Source organism: Streptomyces sp. 7N604, from assembly GCF_052245475.1.
Classification (GTDB): domain Bacteria; phylum Actinomycetota; class Actinomycetes; order Streptomycetales; family Streptomycetaceae; genus Streptomyces.
On record NZ_JBQQBX010000007.1, the window covers coordinates 1 to 14,247 of the forward strand.

General features: G+C 73.0%; 12 protein-coding genes. 8 read left to right on the forward strand and 4 right to left on the reverse strand.

Annotated features, from left to right (window positions below; all coding sequences use genetic code 11):
- Positions 1-63: 63 nt before the first annotated feature.
- Together ACTWP8_RS09300 and ACTWP8_RS09305 are read right to left on the reverse strand one after the other, a co-directional pair.
- Positions 64-2,322 carry a molybdopterin oxidoreductase family protein gene (locus ACTWP8_RS09300; RefSeq protein ID WP_443321667.1) on the reverse strand — a complete coding sequence of 753 codons (2,259 nt, stop codon included), beginning with the start codon at positions 2,320-2,322 and terminating at the stop codon, positions 64-66.
- A gap of 137 nt (positions 2,323-2,459) precedes the next feature.
- Positions 2,460-3,041, reverse strand: a complete 582-nt coding sequence (locus ACTWP8_RS09305; RefSeq protein WP_443321870.1) for a TetR/AcrR family transcriptional regulator — start codon at positions 3,039-3,041, stop codon at positions 2,460-2,462.
- A gap of 147 nt (positions 3,042-3,188) precedes the next feature.
- Between ACTWP8_RS09305 and hmgA the strand changes: the two genes are divergently transcribed.
- The 4 genes from hmgA to ACTWP8_RS09325 all read left to right on the forward strand — a co-directional run bounded on the left by hmgA (position 3,189) and on the right by ACTWP8_RS09325 (position 8,362).
- Entirely contained in the window at positions 3,189-4,574 is a 1,386-nt protein-coding gene (gene hmgA, locus ACTWP8_RS09310; protein ID WP_443321668.1) for a homogentisate 1,2-dioxygenase, read from the forward strand.
- A gap of 47 nt (positions 4,575-4,621) precedes the next feature.
- The gene (locus tag ACTWP8_RS09315; RefSeq protein WP_443321669.1) at positions 4,622-5,368 is read left to right on the forward strand and encodes a GntR family transcriptional regulator; all 747 of its coding nucleotides are present in this window, start codon (positions 4,622-4,624) and stop codon (positions 5,366-5,368) included.
- 178 nt (positions 5,369-5,546) lie between these two features.
- Positions 5,547-6,980 carry a CitMHS family transporter gene (locus ACTWP8_RS09320; RefSeq protein ID WP_443321670.1) on the forward strand — a complete coding sequence of 478 codons (1,434 nt, stop codon included), beginning with the start codon at positions 5,547-5,549 and terminating at the stop codon, positions 6,978-6,980.
- 65 nt (positions 6,981-7,045) lie between these two features.
- Complete coding sequence (locus tag ACTWP8_RS09325) at positions 7,046-8,362, forward strand: MFS transporter (protein ID WP_443321671.1); 1,317 nt, start codon at positions 7,046-7,048, stop codon at positions 8,360-8,362.
- Here the strand turns inward: ACTWP8_RS09325 and ACTWP8_RS09330 are convergent.
- Complete coding sequence (locus tag ACTWP8_RS09330; RefSeq protein WP_443321672.1) at positions 8,340-9,146, reverse strand: cyclase family protein; 807 nt, start codon at positions 9,144-9,146, stop codon at positions 8,340-8,342. The two genes, ACTWP8_RS09325 and ACTWP8_RS09330, sit on opposite strands and share 23 nt — an antisense overlap.
- A 360-nt stretch (positions 9,147-9,506) precedes the next feature.
- Here ACTWP8_RS09330 and ACTWP8_RS09335 point away from each other — a divergent pair, with 360 nt between their 5' ends.
- From ACTWP8_RS09335 to ACTWP8_RS09350, 4 genes are all read left to right on the forward strand, one after another.
- Positions 9,507-9,728, forward strand: a complete 222-nt coding sequence (locus ACTWP8_RS09335; RefSeq protein WP_443321673.1) for a hypothetical protein — start codon at positions 9,507-9,509, stop codon at positions 9,726-9,728.
- A 121-nt stretch (positions 9,729-9,849) separates the two neighbouring features.
- Positions 9,850-10,812 carry a prolyl aminopeptidase gene (pip, locus tag ACTWP8_RS09340; RefSeq protein WP_443321871.1) on the forward strand — a complete coding sequence of 321 codons (963 nt, stop codon included), beginning with the start codon at positions 9,850-9,852 and terminating at the stop codon, positions 10,810-10,812.
- A gap of 122 nt (positions 10,813-10,934) precedes the next feature.
- Entirely contained in the window at positions 10,935-12,353 is a 1,419-nt protein-coding gene (locus ACTWP8_RS09345) for an aldehyde dehydrogenase family protein (RefSeq protein ID WP_443321674.1), read from the forward strand.
- Positions 12,354-12,385: 32 nt separating this feature from the next.
- Entirely contained in the window at positions 12,386-13,519 is a 1,134-nt protein-coding gene (locus ACTWP8_RS09350; RefSeq protein ID WP_443321675.1) for a Zn-dependent alcohol dehydrogenase, read from the forward strand.
- Positions 13,520-13,526: 7 nt separating this feature from the next.
- Here the strand turns inward: ACTWP8_RS09350 and ACTWP8_RS09355 are convergent, their stop codons facing one another.
- Positions 13,527-14,237: a TetR/AcrR family transcriptional regulator gene (locus tag ACTWP8_RS09355; protein WP_443319738.1), complete on the reverse strand. Its 711-nt coding sequence runs from the start codon at positions 14,235-14,237 to the stop codon at positions 13,527-13,529.
- Positions 14,238-14,247 lie beyond the last annotated feature (10 nt).

Here is a 14,247-nt window from a genome sequence, read left to right on the forward strand (position 1 = left end):
CCTGTCCCTGGCTCTCCGCGCTGGCCCCGGGCCGCAGGCGCGGGGTAGCGCTCGGCGCGAGCGCTACCCCGCGGGGGCCACCTGCACCGGGAAGCCGTTGAGGACCGCCGTGCCGGACAGAGGGTCGAGACGGGTTCCGTCGAGCAACTGGTTCACGTTCGCCCCGGCGTCCTCCGACGCGACCGAAAGGCGGGTCCCCGGCCGGTCGTGGCCCCAGCCGTGCGGCAGGCTGACGACCCCGGCCCGTACGGCGTCGGTCACCTCCACCGGCACCAGCAGCTCTCCGCCGTCCCCCTTCACCCGGGCCTTCCCGCCGTCCACGACCCCCAGCCGGGCCGCGTCCTCCGGATGCACCTGGAGGGTGCAGCGGTTGCTGCCGCCCCTGAGGGCGGGCACGTTGTGCATCCAGCTGTTGTTGGACCGCAGATGGCGGCGGCCGACGAGCACGAGCTCCTCGGGACGCCCGTCCAGCGCGCCGCGCAGCCTGGGCATGTCCTCCGCGATGGGGGCGGGGCACAGTTCGACCTTGCCGCTGGGGGTCTTGAGGATCTGCGGGATCCGTGATGCCAGGGGGCCGAGGTCGATGCCGTGCGGGTGGGCGAGCAGCTTCTCCAGGCTCAGCCCTTCGCTGTCGGCGCCGAACCCGTCCCCGTACGGCCCGAGGCGCAGCATGAGGTCGAGCCGCCGCTCGGCGCCGGTGCGGCCGGTGAGCTGTCCGGCCAGCTCCTGCGCGCTGCGGCCGTGCACGGGCGAGTGCGGATCGGCCACCGCCTTCGCGAGTGTCATGTCGATCGCCATCGCGTCGACGTCGGCCGGCCCCGCCACGCCGTGCATGCCGTTCACGCACAGCACGAGCCGGGCGAGGATCTCGCACTCGTCGGGCCGGTCGTCCGGCAGCGGCACGACCTCGCGCGTGAAGCGGGCCTGGTTACGGATGGCGAAGCCGTTGAACGCGAAGTCGTGGTGCGGCACCTGCGAGGGGCGGGGCGGGGGCAGCACCACGTGCGCGTGGCGCGAGGTCTCGTTGAGGTACGGGTCGACGCTGACCATGAAGTCGACGCCCTCCAGGGCCCGGTCGAGCCGGTCGCCGTCGGGCGCGGAGAGGACCGGGTTGGCCGCGAGTGCGATCACGGCCCGCACCCGGCCATCGCCCGGCGTGTCGATCTCCTCGGCGAGCGCGGCCACCGGGAACTCGCCCTTGGCCTCCGGGTGGCCACTGACCCGGCTGCGCCAGCGGCCGAGCGCGAAACCCTTGCCGGGCGCGGCAGGGCGGGGCGCCCGGGCGGTGGCGGCGAGCGGGAACATCGCGCCGCCGGGCCGGTCGAGGTTGCCGGTGAGCGTGTTGAGCACGTCGACCAGCCAGTTGGCGAGCGTGCCGAACTCGACGGTCGAGCTGCCGACCCGGCCGTAGACCGCGGCCGTCGGAGCGGCCGCCAGCTCGCGGGCGATCGTACGGATCTCCTCCGCCGGCACGTCGCACGCCTCGGCCACGGCCTCGGGCGTGAAGTCGGCGGTCTGGGCGCGCACGTCGGCCACCCCCTCCACATGGCCGTCGAGCCCGCCGAGGTCCACCAGGTCCTCGGCGAAGAGGACCTGCACGAGGGCGGCGAGCAGCAGGGCGTCCGTGCCGGGGCGTACGGCCACGTGCCGGTCGGCGAGTCTGGCCGTACGGGTGCGGCGCGGGTCGATGACGGTGAGCGTGCCGCCGCGGCGGCGCAGCGCCTTGAGCCGCCCGGGGAAGTCGGGAGCGGTGCACAGGCTGCCGTTGGACTCGAGTGGGTTGGCGCCGATGAGCAGCAGGTGGTCGGTGCGGTCGAGGTCCGGTACGGGGATGGCGAAGGCGTCTCCGAACAGCAGGCCGCTGGAGACGTGCTTGGGCATCTGGTCGACCGTGCTGGCTGAGTAGATGTTGCGGGTGCGCAGGGCACCGAGCAGCAGCGGCGGGTAGAGAGCCCCGGCCATGGTGTGCACGTTCGGGTTGCCCAGGACGACGGCCACCGCGTCGGAACCGTGCTCCTCGATCAGCGGCCGCAGCCCGGCGGCCACCGCGTCGAACGCCTCCGCCCAGCTCGCCTCCTCGAGCTGCCCGCCGCGGCGTACGAGGGGCCGGGTGAGCCGGTCGGGGTCGCCGTCGAGCTCGCCGAACGCGGCGCCCTTGGGACAGATGAACCCCGCGCTGAAAACGTCGTCCCGGTCACCGCGGGCGCCGGTGACCCGGTCCGCACCGTCGATCGTCAGGGTGAGGCCGCAGGTGGCCTCGCAGAGCGGGCAGATACGCAGGGCGGTACGAGTCGTGCGGTCGGCAGCGGCAGTACGGGGCATGGTCCCTCCCGGTGGGACGGCGGCGGCGACGGTGGCGCGCGGCATTGCCTCCGACCATACCGACCGGTACGCATCCTGTCAGTGGGGGTGCCGGTCGAGGCCCTTCCGGCCAGCCGGCCGAGCTCTCGTCCGACCCGTCAGTCGAGGGTGCGCGCGAGGTAGGCGCGCAGCAGCTCCTTGGTCTCGGCGATGATCAGCGGATCGCCGGACGGCACGGTGCGGAACGCCAGCTGGAGCAGCGCGTCGGCCGCCTCGACCCCGATCAGGAAGGTGCGCTGCAGATCCGCGTCGGCGGCACGGCCGAGCGGCTCCGCGAGCAGCCCGCAGAGCCGCTCGGCGACCAGGGGATTGGCGCCGCCGCCCCGCCGGCCGCTGGGTGCGGGCACGCTGAAGTCGAGCAGCGCGAAGCCCGGCATGTCCCGTTTCATATTGATGTAGACGTCCAGGACGACATCCATCGCGCGCCGCCAGTCGACGGGCTGCGCGGCGTCCAGGCCGTCCGCCACGCGGGCGATGTAGACGTCGAGGTTGCGGTGCGCGAGTGCGTCGGCCATGTCCCGCTTGTTGCTGAAGAAGCGGTAGACGGAGCCGATCGGTACGCCTGCGCGGGCGGCGACGGCGCGGGTGCTGAGGTCCTCGTAGCCGGTCTCGTCCAGAACTTCTGCACAGGCGTCGAGGATGCGGGCGAGGCGGTCGGCGCTGCGCCGCTGCACGGGCATGCGCCGCAGGGGCGGGCTTGGCTGCTGCTCTGTGGGCGTGTGCACGGCCCCATCATGCCGCGAGGCCTCGTTGACGCGCCCTCCCCGTGATTCCTATGGTCTGACATAGGAATCGTTGAGCGGTGGGTCGACCGGCGGGAGCGCGCGATGAGCGGTACGGGCGGTACAAGCGGCACGGGCAGTACGGGAAGTACGGACAGCGAGCAGGCGAGGAAGACGGCCGAAGGGCTGGCGTACCTCTCGGGGTTCGGCAACGAGCACAGCTCCGAGGCGATCCCCGGGGCCCTGCCCACCGGCCGTAACTCGCCGCAGCGCGCGCCGCTCGGGCTGTACGCGGAGCAGCTCAGCGGCACCGCGTTCACCGAGCCGCGCCACCACAACCGCCGCTCCTGGCTCTACCGGATCCGCCCCTCGGCCGCCCACCCGGCGTTCCGGCGGACCGGCAACGGAGCCCTCCGCGCGGCGCCGTTCGACGAGGCGGTCCCCGACCCCAACCGGCTGCGATGGAACCCGCTGCCGGAGCCCGACGGGCCCGCCGACTTCGTCGAGGGGCTGTGGACCCTCGGCGGCAACGGCGACGTCCGGCAGCGCACGGGCATGGCCATCCACCTCTACGCCGCCAACCGCTCCATGACCGACCGGGTGTTCTCCGACGCCGACGGCGAGCTGCTGATCGTCCCCGAGCAGGGCGGTCTGCTGCTGCGCACCGAGTTCGGCCTGCTGCGGGCGGAGCCGGGCCATGTCGCGCTGATCCCGCGCGGGGTCCGCTTCCGCGTCGAGCTGCTCGATGCCGCGCCGATCGGCGGGCAGAGCCCGACTGCGCGCGGTTATGTCTGCGAGAACTACGGGCAGCCCTTCGCGCTCCCCGACCTCGGCCCGATCGGCGCCAACGGACTCGCCAACGCCCGGGACTTCCTCGCGCCCAGCGCTGCGTACGAGGACCGCGAAGGGCCGGTCGAGGTGATCAACAAGTTCTGCGGCAACCTCTGGGCGGCCACCTACGACCACTCGCCGCTGGACGTCGTCGCCTGGCACGGCAACCACGTTCCTTACGTCTACGACCTGCGCCGCTTCAATGTGCTGGGCAGCATCAGCTACGACCACCCGGACCCGTCGATCTTCACCGTGCTGACCTCCCCGTCCGACACCCCGGGCCTCGCGGGCGTCGACTTCGTCGTCTTCGCGCCGCGCTGGCTGGTCGGCGAGGACACCTTCCGGCCGCCGTACTTCCACCGCAATGTGATGAGCGAGTACATGGGCCTGATCGAGGGCGCGTACGACGCGAAGGCGGAAGGTTTCGTTCCGGGCGGCGGCTCGCTGCACAACATGATGTCCGCGCACGGACCCGACCGTGAGACCTTCGACAGGGCGAGCGCGGCGGAGCTGAAGCCGCAGAAAATCGAGGGCGGCCTGGCCATCATGTTCGAGACCCGCTGGCCGGTGACCGCCACCGAGCAGGCACTGTCCGCCGACCATCTGCAGCGAGGCTACGACGACGTGTGGCAGGGTCTGCAGCGGAATTTCCGCCCCTGATTTCCGCCTGATTTCCGCCCCTGACCGGAGCTTTCGGAGCTTTCGCCGTGACCGCCTTCGCCCCCGACTCGCTCGTCCTGAACCGCAAGCTGCCGCTGTGGTACCAGGTCTCGCAGTCGCTTCGCGCCTCGATACTGGGGCGCCGCCCCGATGCGCCGCTGCGGCTGCCGACCGAGGGCCAGCTCGCGGAGCACTACGGCGTCAGCGTGCTCACCATGCGCCAGGCGCTGAAGGAGCTGGAGACGGAAGGGCTGATCAGCCGCCACCGGCGGCGCGGCACCTTCATCGAGCCTGCGGCTCAGCGCGGGGCGCCGGTACGGCTGCTGGGCTCGGTGGACGCCATCGTGGCCCAGCAGTCGGGTGAGGCCGCCACGGTGCTGGGGCACGGCCCCGCGCCCGTACCGGCGGAGCTGGCCGAGCACTTCCCGGACCTGGAGGAAGTGGTGCGGTACCGGCGGCTGCGCTGCGACGGCAGCAACGGCGAGCCGACCAACTGGGCCGAGAACGCGGTGCGTCCCGAACTCGCCGAGCGCATCGAGATCGAGGACCTGACGCGCTGGCCGATGACGAAGGTGCTGCGCGACGCGGTGGGGGTGCGGATCAGCCGGATCACCGACACGGTGGAGGCGCGGCTCGCGGACCCGGAGACGGCCCGTCTGCTGGACGTCCCGCTGCTGAGCCCGATCCTGCACTACACGGGCGTGACGTACGACGACACGGGCCGCGTCGTCGACGTCGCTCGCATCCACTACCGCGGCGACCGCTTCTCGTTCACGGTGACGCTGGAGGCGTAGCCGGGCAGCCAGCCGTAGCCGCGCAGCCGCCTCCGGCGCGGACCACACCGCGTTGACCTGGGCTTTTGCGCTTATTGCTCACGCCTCAAGGCCTTGTTGACGCCGAGTTTCGCCACCTACGGTCGTCCGGACCGCCGAACCCCACGGTGGAGTTCAAGGGCGAACGATAGGTGTCCACATGCTGACAATCCTCGGATTCGTCATGATTGCTACCTTCCTGGTGCTGATCATGGCCAAGAAGATGTCCCCGATCGCGGCGCTGGTCCTGATCCCCGCGCTGTTCTGCGTCCTCGCCGGACAGGGCGCCGGCCTCGGGGACTACGTGCTCAAGGGCATCGGCGATCTGGCGCCCACGGCCGCCATGCTGATGTTCGCCATCGTGTACTTCGGCGTGATGATCGACGTGGGTCTCTTCGACCCGATCGTCCGGGTCATCCTGCGGTTCTGCAAGGCGGATCCGCTGCGCGTCGTGATCGGCACCGCGGTGCTCGCCGCCATCGTCTCGCTCGACGGCGACGGCTCCACCACCTTCATGATCACCGTCTCGGCGCTGCTGCCGCTCTACAAGCGCCTGAAGATGAGCCTCGTCGTGATGACGGGTGTCGCCGCCACCGCGAACGGCGTCATGAACACCCTGCCCTGGGGCGGCCCGACCGCCCGCGCCGCCACCGCGCTCAAGCTGGACACGGGCGAGATCTTCGTCCCGATGATCCCGGCGCTCGCCGTCGGCCTGGTCTTCGTCTTCGCTCTCGCCTACTTCCTGGGCCTCCGCGAGCGCAGGCGCCTCGGCGTGCTCACCCTCGACGAGGTCCTCGAGCCGGAGACCGAGGCCGAGTCCGAGTCCGAGCAGGTCCTCGTGGGCGCCGGTGCCGGGACCGGTGCCGGTGCGGACGGCGGCTCCGCGGCCCGTACGAAGAAGAGCCTCGGCGGCTCCGGCACGGACGCGGACTGTACGCCGGAGGACGAGCGCGCCGCCGTACTGGACCCGAACCGCACCACGCTGCGGCCCAAGCTCTACTGGTTCAACGCCGCGCTGACGGTCGCCCTGCTCACCCTCCTGATCATGGAGGTCCTGCCGATCCCGGTGCTGTTCCTGCTGGGTGCCGCAATCGCGCTGACCGTCAACTTCCCGCACATGCCTGACCAGAAGGCCCGTATCGCCGCACACGCCGAGAACGTCCTCAACGTCTCCGGCATGGTCTTCGCGGCCGCCGTCTTCACCGGAGTCCTCACGGGCACCGGAATGGTCGAGCACATGGCCCGAGCCGTGGTCGATGCCATCCCCGACGGCATGGGCCCGCACATGGGCCTGGTCACGGGCCTGCTGAGCATCCCGTTCACGTACTTCATGTCGAACGACGGCTTCTACTTCGGCATCGTGCCGATCCTCGCCGAGGCCGGAGCCGCGCACGGCGTGGCCCCTGTCGAGATCGCCCGCGCCTCGCTCATCGGCCAGGCGCTGCACATGTCCAGCCCGCTGGTGCCCGCCGTGTACGTGCTCGTGGGCATGGCGAAGGTGGAATTCGGGGACCACACCAGGTTTACGGTGAAGTGGGCGGCGCTCACCTCGCTGGTGGTGCTCGGAGCAGGACTGCTCTTCGGAATCATCTGACGGGACATCCGACCGGGGATGCGACTGAAGAATCCGACCGGAGATCTGACCGGAGTCATCCGACCGTGACGTATGCAGGGCCCGGCAGGGGCTGGCTGGTCCGCCTGGTCATCGCCTTCGCTTTCGCGCAGGGTGCGGTGTCCATGGCGCGGCCTGCCGTCTCCTACCGGGCCCTCGCCCTGGGCGCCGACGCCCGCGCCGTCGGTGTCATCGCCGCCGTCTACGCACTGCTGCCGCTGTTCGCGGCGGTGCCCCTGGGGCGGCGTACGGACCACGGGCGGTGCGCGCCCCTGCTGCCCGTCGGCGTGGCACTCATCGCGGTGGGCTGCGCGCTGAGCGGCACGGCCGGCTCGCTCCCCGCGATGGCCGCGTGGAGCGGTGTGATGGGCCTCGGCCACCTGGCGTTCGTCATCGGCGCGCAGAGCATCGTGGCCCGCCAGAGCGCCCCGGCCGAACAGGACCGCAACTTCGGCCACTTCACCATCGGCGCCTCGCTCGGCCAGCTGGTCGGTCCGATCGCCACGGGCCTGCTGGTGTCCGGGCACGACGGGGCGCTGTCCCGCACCAGCGCAGCAGCCCTGCTGGTCTCGGCCGCCGTCGCCGCCTTCTCCTTCACCTCGCTGTGGCGGATCGAGCGCCGCGACACCCTGCCCGTACGCGAGGAGCCCGGGACGGGGACGGGGGCCGGTGCCGGGACGGGGCCCGGGACCGGGCCCGGGACCGCCGCGAAGGTGCCGGTCCACCGCATCCTGCGCACCCGGGGCGTGCCCGCCGGGATGTTCACCAGCCTCGCCGTGCTCTCCGCCACCGACATCCTCACCGCGTACCTCCCGGTCGTCGGCGAGCACCGCGGCATCGCGCCCACCACGATCGGCCTGCTGCTGAGCCTGCGGGCCGCGGCCACCATCGCCTGCCGCCTCGTCATGACCCCGATGATCCGCCTCCTGGGCCGTACGGCCCTGCTGGTCCTCAGCTGCCTCGCCGCCGCACTGCTCTGCGCGGGCATCGCCGTACCGCTCCCGGCCTGGGCACTCGGCATCCTCCTCGCGGCCCTGGGCTTCTGCCTCGGGGTGGGACAGCCGCTGTCCATGACCACCGTGGTGCAGGCCGCCCCGGACGAGGCCCGCAGCACGGCCCTCGCCCTGCGCCTGACCGGCAACCGCCTCGGCCAGGTCGCCGCCCCGGCCACCGCCGGCCTCGCCGCGGGCCTCGCGGGCACGGCCGCCCCGTTCGCGATGCTGGGCGTCCTGCTCCTGATCGCATCGGCCGCGGCAGCCAGGCCGCTCCGCGGGGGCGGCGGCGCGGAGCAGGGGGTCGTAGGCGGCGGGCGGGAATCCGGCTACCAGACCTCGGATACGGCTAGAGAATCGCGATCGGGTTGACCGGAGAGCCGGTGGCCCGCGGCAGCCGGAGCGGTGCGATCACGCACAGGAACGACCAGCGGCCCTCCCGTTCGCAGACCGGCACGAGGTCCTCGAACTGCAGGTAGTCCAGCAGATGCACGCCCAGGGCGTGCACGGCGAGCACATGGACGGGGTAGGCCACGCCCTCCGCGAGGCTCGGGGCGACATCGCTGTTGCCGTCGCTGCCCAGCACCGCGACCCGGCGTTCGGCCACGAACTCCGCCGCGTCCGGGTGCAGTCCGGCGCGGGCCTCCGATGCGGCCCACGGCCCGAGTTCGTCTCTGCGCCTGCGGTGGCCGACCCGTACGAGCAGGATGTCGCCCTCCCGGACGCGTACGCCCTGGGCCTCCTCCGCCGCGGCGAGTTCAGCGGCCGTCACATGGTCGCCGGGCTCCAGCCACGGGACGCCCCGCAGCCCGGGGATGTCCAGCAGGACCCCACGGCCCGCGATACCGTCCCGCACCGCCTCGACGGTGAGCTCCTCGGCGCCGCCCTCCGTCACCGTGGCGCCGGGGACGCCGCCGTGGAGTGAGGCGTCGTAGATGACGTGGCAGAGGGCGTCGAGGTGGCTGTCCGCGTCGCCGTGCACGTTCATAGCGAAGCGGTCCCGGGCGAAGTGGAGCCCGGGGCCGGGGTCCTGCTCGGCCCACGCGGTCATCTCGTGGCGGCACGGATCGGGATTGTCGGGGCCGGAGCGGGTCTCCACCGGGGCGGCGAGGGTCACGGTGCGCCCGGTCCGTACCTCGGCGGCCGCGGCCAGCACCTGGGCGGACGCGCTGTACGCCAGCGCGCCGCGCCGCCCTCCCGCGCCCCGCCGGCCCGCTCCTGAAGGTCCGCGAACAGCGCGCCGAACCCGGCCGCGCTCAGGGCCGCGGGCCCGCCGGGCCGGGTGCGCCAATTCGTCCCGCGAGCAGTCATGGCCGTCTCAGCGTCGCATGCCGCCGCGGGGCGTGCGCGCCTGCGCGCTACGGGGTCCGGCGGGGGCCTGACCGGGCGGACGGCGCCGCGCGGGCCCCGTACGGCGTGCGAATCTGAAGCTGTGCCCGGCCGCTGGGTCCTGGGTCTGCGCTCGGCTGCTGGATCCGTCCCCGGCCGCTGGATCCGTGTCCGGGTGGATGAGGGGGTGACCCGCATGCCTGGCGGAATCCGCCTGCCGCGCGCCCGCGCCCCGGTCCTGCCGGCGTTCAGGCGCCCGGCCCGGATCACGATCGCCGCCAGTGCCGCCTTCTCCCTCTGCCGCGATGCCATCGGCCTGGCCGGGCTCACCCTCGGCTGTCTCATCCGAACCACCGCCACCGCCGCCGCCACCACCACCGCTACCGCCCCGCCGCACGGGGCCGGTTGACCGCCCCTGACGTCGGAGCTGACGTCGGACTGGCGTCGGAGAGCGATCGCGTGGTCGTGGCGGCCGCGCCCCGCGTGAGACGGTGGCCGTCCGTACCGAGCTGCGCTGGGAGGGGCGTCAGATGGCCGGTCCGTACCCGGAGGCCGAACCGTACGAGAGCGGGATGCTCGAGGTGGGCGACGGCAACAGCCTCTACTGGGAGACCTGCGGCAATCCCGCGGGCAAGCCGGCGGTCGTGCTGCACGGCGGACCGGGGTCGGGGTGTACGCCGGGGTGGCGGCGGTTCTTCGACCCCGACGCGTACCGGATCGTGCTGTTCGACCAGCGCGGCTGCGGCAGGAGCACCCCGCACGCGAGCGACCCGGCGGTCGGCCTGGCCGCCAACACGACCCGTCACCTGCTTGCCGACATCGAGAGCCTGCGGCGGCATCTGGGCATCGACCGCTGGCTGGTACTCGGCGCGTCATGGGGCTCCACGCTCGGGCTCGCGTACGCCCAGAGCCATCCCGAGCGCGTCTGCGAGACCGTGCTGTTCAGCGTCGCCACCACCACGCGGCGCGAGGTGGAGTGGGTCACGCGCGGCGTCGGCCGGTTCTTCCCCGGGGAATGGGCGCGCTTCCGTGACGGCGTGCCGGCCGCCGAACGGAGCGGCAGCCTGGTGGACGCGTACGGCAGGCTGCTGCACGACCCCGATCCGGCCGTGCGGGAGAAGGCCGCCCGGGACTGGTGCGCCTGGGAGGACTCCCACATCGCCGTGCGGGCGGACCACAAGCCTGATCCGCGCTACGACGACCCGGCGTTCCGGATGGCTTTCGCCCGGCTGGTCACGCACTACTGGCGGCACGCCGCATGGCTCGACGACGGCGCGCTCCTGCGGGGAGTGGACGCACTCGCCGGGATCCCGGGCGTCCTGGTCCACGGCCGCCTCGACCTGAGCAGTCCGCCGGACGTCGCGTGGGAGCTCGCTCAGGCGTGGCGCGGCAGCGAGCTCGTGCTGGTGGACGACGCGGGACACGGCTCCGGATACCCGGACATGACCGAAGCCGTCGTCGCGGCCACGGACCGCTTCGCCGTGCGCGCATGACAAGGCCACCGCTTCCGCGGGCAGGTGATGCGCGTGACATGACCCACCCTGGCGGTACCAAAACTACCGCCGCTAGTTTGGGTGCCGTACGGAGAACGCCCGACGGTCCGGGAGGACGCACGATGAAGGCCCATGACGGGATGTACATCGACGGGGACTGGCGGCCGCCCGTCGGCACCGGCACGATCGAGGTCGTGAACCCGGCAGACGAGCAGGTCATCGGGCTCGTACCGGCCGGCGTCGCGGAGGACGTCGACGCCGCCGTGGCCGCCGCCCGCGCCGCGTTCCCCGGCTGGGCCGCCACCCCGCCCGCCGGGCGCGCGGCCCGTATCGCCGCGCTGCGCGACGCGCTCGCCGCGCGCCGCGACGAGATCGCCGAGACCGTCACCGCGGAACTCGGCTCACCGCTCGGCTTCGCGCAGAAGGTGCACGCCGACCTGCCGATCGCGGTCGCGGGCGGCTACGCCGAGCTGGCCGCCACCTACGCGTTCGAGGAGAAGGTCGGCAACTCCACCGTCCTGCACGAGCCGGTCGGCGTCGTCGGCGCGATCACGCCCTGGAACTACCCGCTGCACCAGATCGTCGCCAAGGTCGCGGCCGCGCTCGCCGCGGGCTGCACGGTCGTGCTGAAGCCCGCCGAGGACACCCCGCTGGTCGCCCAGCTCTTCGCGGAGGCGGTGCACGAGGCGGGCGTGCCGGCCGGCGTGTTCAACCTCGTCACCGGGCTCGGCCCGGTCGCCGGGCAGGCGCTCGCCGAGCACGACGGCGTGGATCTGGTGTCCTTCACCGGCTCCACCGCCGTCGGCAGGCGGATCGGGGCGGTGGCCGGCGGAGCGGTCAAGCGGGTCGCCCTCGAACTCGGCGGCAAGTCCGCCAACGTCATCCTCCCGAGCGCCGACCTGGCCCGCGCGGTCAGCGTGGGCGTCGCCAACGTCTTCGCCAACTCCGGCCAGACGTGCAGCGCCTGGACCCGGATCCTGGTGGACGCCGCACGGTACGACGAGGCGGTCGAGCTCGCGCGCCAGGCCGCGGCCAAGTACGTCCCCGGTGACCCGCACGACGCCGCCAGCCGCCTCGGCCCGGTCGTCAGCGCCCGGCAGCGCGACCGCGTCCGCGGCTACATCGAGCAGGGAGCGGCCGAGGGCGCCCGTATCGTCGCGGGCGGCCCGGAGGCCCCCGAGGGCCGCGAGACCGGCTACTACGTCCGCCCGACGGTCTTCGCCGACGTGACCCCGGAGATGACGATCGCTCAGGAGGAGATCTTCGGCCCGGTCATCACGATCCTGAAGTACGAGGACGAGGACGACGCCGTACGCATCGCCAACGGCACGGTGTACGGGCTCGCGGGCGCGGTCTGGTCGGCGGACGAGGACGAGGCGGTCGCCTTCGCCCGCCGCCTGGAGACCGGCCAGGTCGACATCAACGGCGGCCGGTTCAACCTCCTGGCCCCGTTCGGGGGCTACAAGCAGTCGGGCGTGGGCCGCGAACTGGGCGCCCACGGCCTGACCGAGTACCTCCAGACGAAGTCGCTGCAGTTCTGAGTTCCTGAAGACGCCCGAGCCCGGCGGCCGCCATGACTGCGGCTGTCGGACTCGACCCCGAATCCGCCCGTACCGAGGAGAACCCCGTGGTCCGCGCCGCCGTTCTGCCCGCCGTCAACGCACCTCTCGAGCTCATCGAGATCGACCTGCCGCAGCCCGGCCCGGGCCAGGTGCGGGTGCGGCTCGCCGCCGCCGGGGTGTGCCACTCCGACCTGTCCCTGTCCAACGGCACGCTGCGCCAGCCCGTACCCGCCGTCCTCGGCCACGAGGGCGCGGGCACGGTCACCGCGGTCGGCGACGGCGTCACCTCCCTCGCCCCGGGCGATCCGGTCGTCCTCAACTGGGCGCCGTCCTGCGGCAGCTGCCACTTCTGTGGCCTCGGCGAGCCCTGGCTGTGCGCCAACGCCATGGCGGGCGCCGGCGCGCCGTACGCCCGTACCGCCGACGGGCGGGAGCTCTACCCCGGCCTGGGCAGCGCGGTCTTCGCCGAGGAGACCGTCGTCTCGGCGCACGCCGCGCTGCCGCTGCCGGACGGGGTGCCGCTCACGGTCGCGGCCCTGCTCGGCTGCGCGGTCCTCACCGGATACGGCGCGATCCACCACGCCGCGAAAGTACGGGAGGGCGAGTCCGTCGCGGTGTTCGGCGTGGGCGGGGTCGGGCTCGCGGTGATCCAGGCGGCCCGGATCGCGGGAGCGGGACCGATCGTGGCCGTCGACGTCTCCGCGGGCAAGGAGGAGCTGGCGCGCAAAGCCGGAGCGACGGACTTCCTGATCTCCGCCCCGGACACCGCGAAGCAGATCCGCAAACTCACGGGCGGACACGGCGCGGACGTCGCCGTCGAGTGCGTGGGCCGCGCCGAGACCATCCGCACCGCCTGGGACTCCACCCGCCGCGGCGGCCGCACCACGGTCGTCGGCATCGGCGGCAAGGAACAGCAGGTCTCCTTCTCCGCCCTGGAGCTCTTCCACTTCGGCCGCACGCTCTCCGGCTGCGTCTACGGCAACTGCGACCCGGCGAAGGACCTCCCGCTGCTTGCCGAGCACATCCGCGCGGGCCGCCTGGACCTGGCGGGCATGGTCACCGAGCGCATCGCCCTCGACGGCATCCCGGCCGCCTTCGAGGCGATGCTCGCGGGCCGCGGCGGGCGTACCCTCGTCGTCTTCTAGCGCCTGCTCAGCGCGCTCGCTTGACCCGTCCCTCGTCCCCGGCGCGCGCCGGACTTCGGTCATCGGGGAGTTGCCGCAGGGCTGCCTCGTACTGCATCGCCAGCCCGTCCACCAGAGCCGTGAGGCCCGTCTCGAAGGCGCCCTCGTCGACCTGCTGCTGACGGTCGGCCAGCAGGTGGGCCTGGCCCAGGTGGGGGTAGGCGGCCGGGTCGTACGCGGTCGCGTCGTCGACGAAGCCGCGCGCGAAGGAGCCGAGCGCCGAGCCCGCGACGAAGTAGCGCATCAGGGCGCCGATCCTGGTCGCCTGGGCCGGCGGCCAGCCCGCGTCGACCATGGCGCCGAAGACGGCGTCCGCCATCCGCAGACCTGCCGGGCGGCGGCCGGGACCGCGGGCGAGGAACGGCACGATGTTGGGGTGGGCGGCGAGCGCGGCCCGGTACGAGCGCGCCCACTCCAGCAGTGCCGTACGCCAGTCCGTGCGGCCCCCGGGCGCGGCCTCGAACATCGACAGGTCGACCTGGCCCACGACCGTGTCCGCGGCCGCGTCCAGGATCTCGTCCTTGACTTTGAAGTGGTTGTAGAGCGACGGGCCGCTCACCCCGAGCTCCGCCGCCAGCCGCCGCGTCGAGACGGCCTCGAGACCTTCCTCGTCGATCAGCGCCAGGGCTGTCTCGACGATTCGGTCGCGGCTGAGCAGGGGCTTGCGTGGGCGGGCCATGCCGCACATA

Bases quoted from the DNA above. Each gene is read 5' to 3' on its own strand.
- ACTWP8_RS09300 (WP_443321667.1), bottom strand. From the start codon at position 2,322: ATGCCCCGTACTGCCGCTGCCGACCGCACGACTCGTACCGCCCTGCGT.
- ACTWP8_RS09305 (WP_443321870.1), bottom strand. From the start codon at position 3,041: ATGCCCGTGCAGCGGCGCAGCGCCGACCGCCTCGCCCGCATCCTCGAC.
- hmgA (WP_443321668.1), top strand. From the start codon at position 3,189: ATGAGCGGTACGGGCGGTACAAGCGGCACGGGCAGTACGGGAAGTACG.
- ACTWP8_RS09320 (WP_443321670.1), top strand. From the start codon at position 5,547: ATGCTGACAATCCTCGGATTCGTCATGATTGCTACCTTCCTGGTGCTG.
- pip (WP_443321871.1), top strand. From the start codon at position 9,850: ATGGCCGGTCCGTACCCGGAGGCCGAACCGTACGAGAGCGGGATGCTC.
- ACTWP8_RS09345 (WP_443321674.1), top strand. From the start codon at position 10,935: ATGAAGGCCCATGACGGGATGTACATCGACGGGGACTGGCGGCCGCCC.
- ACTWP8_RS09350 (WP_443321675.1), top strand. From the start codon at position 12,386: ATGACTGCGGCTGTCGGACTCGACCCCGAATCCGCCCGTACCGAGGAG.
- ACTWP8_RS09355 (WP_443319738.1), bottom strand. From the start codon at position 14,237: ATGGCCCGCCCACGCAAGCCCCTGCTCAGCCGCGACCGAATCGTCGAG.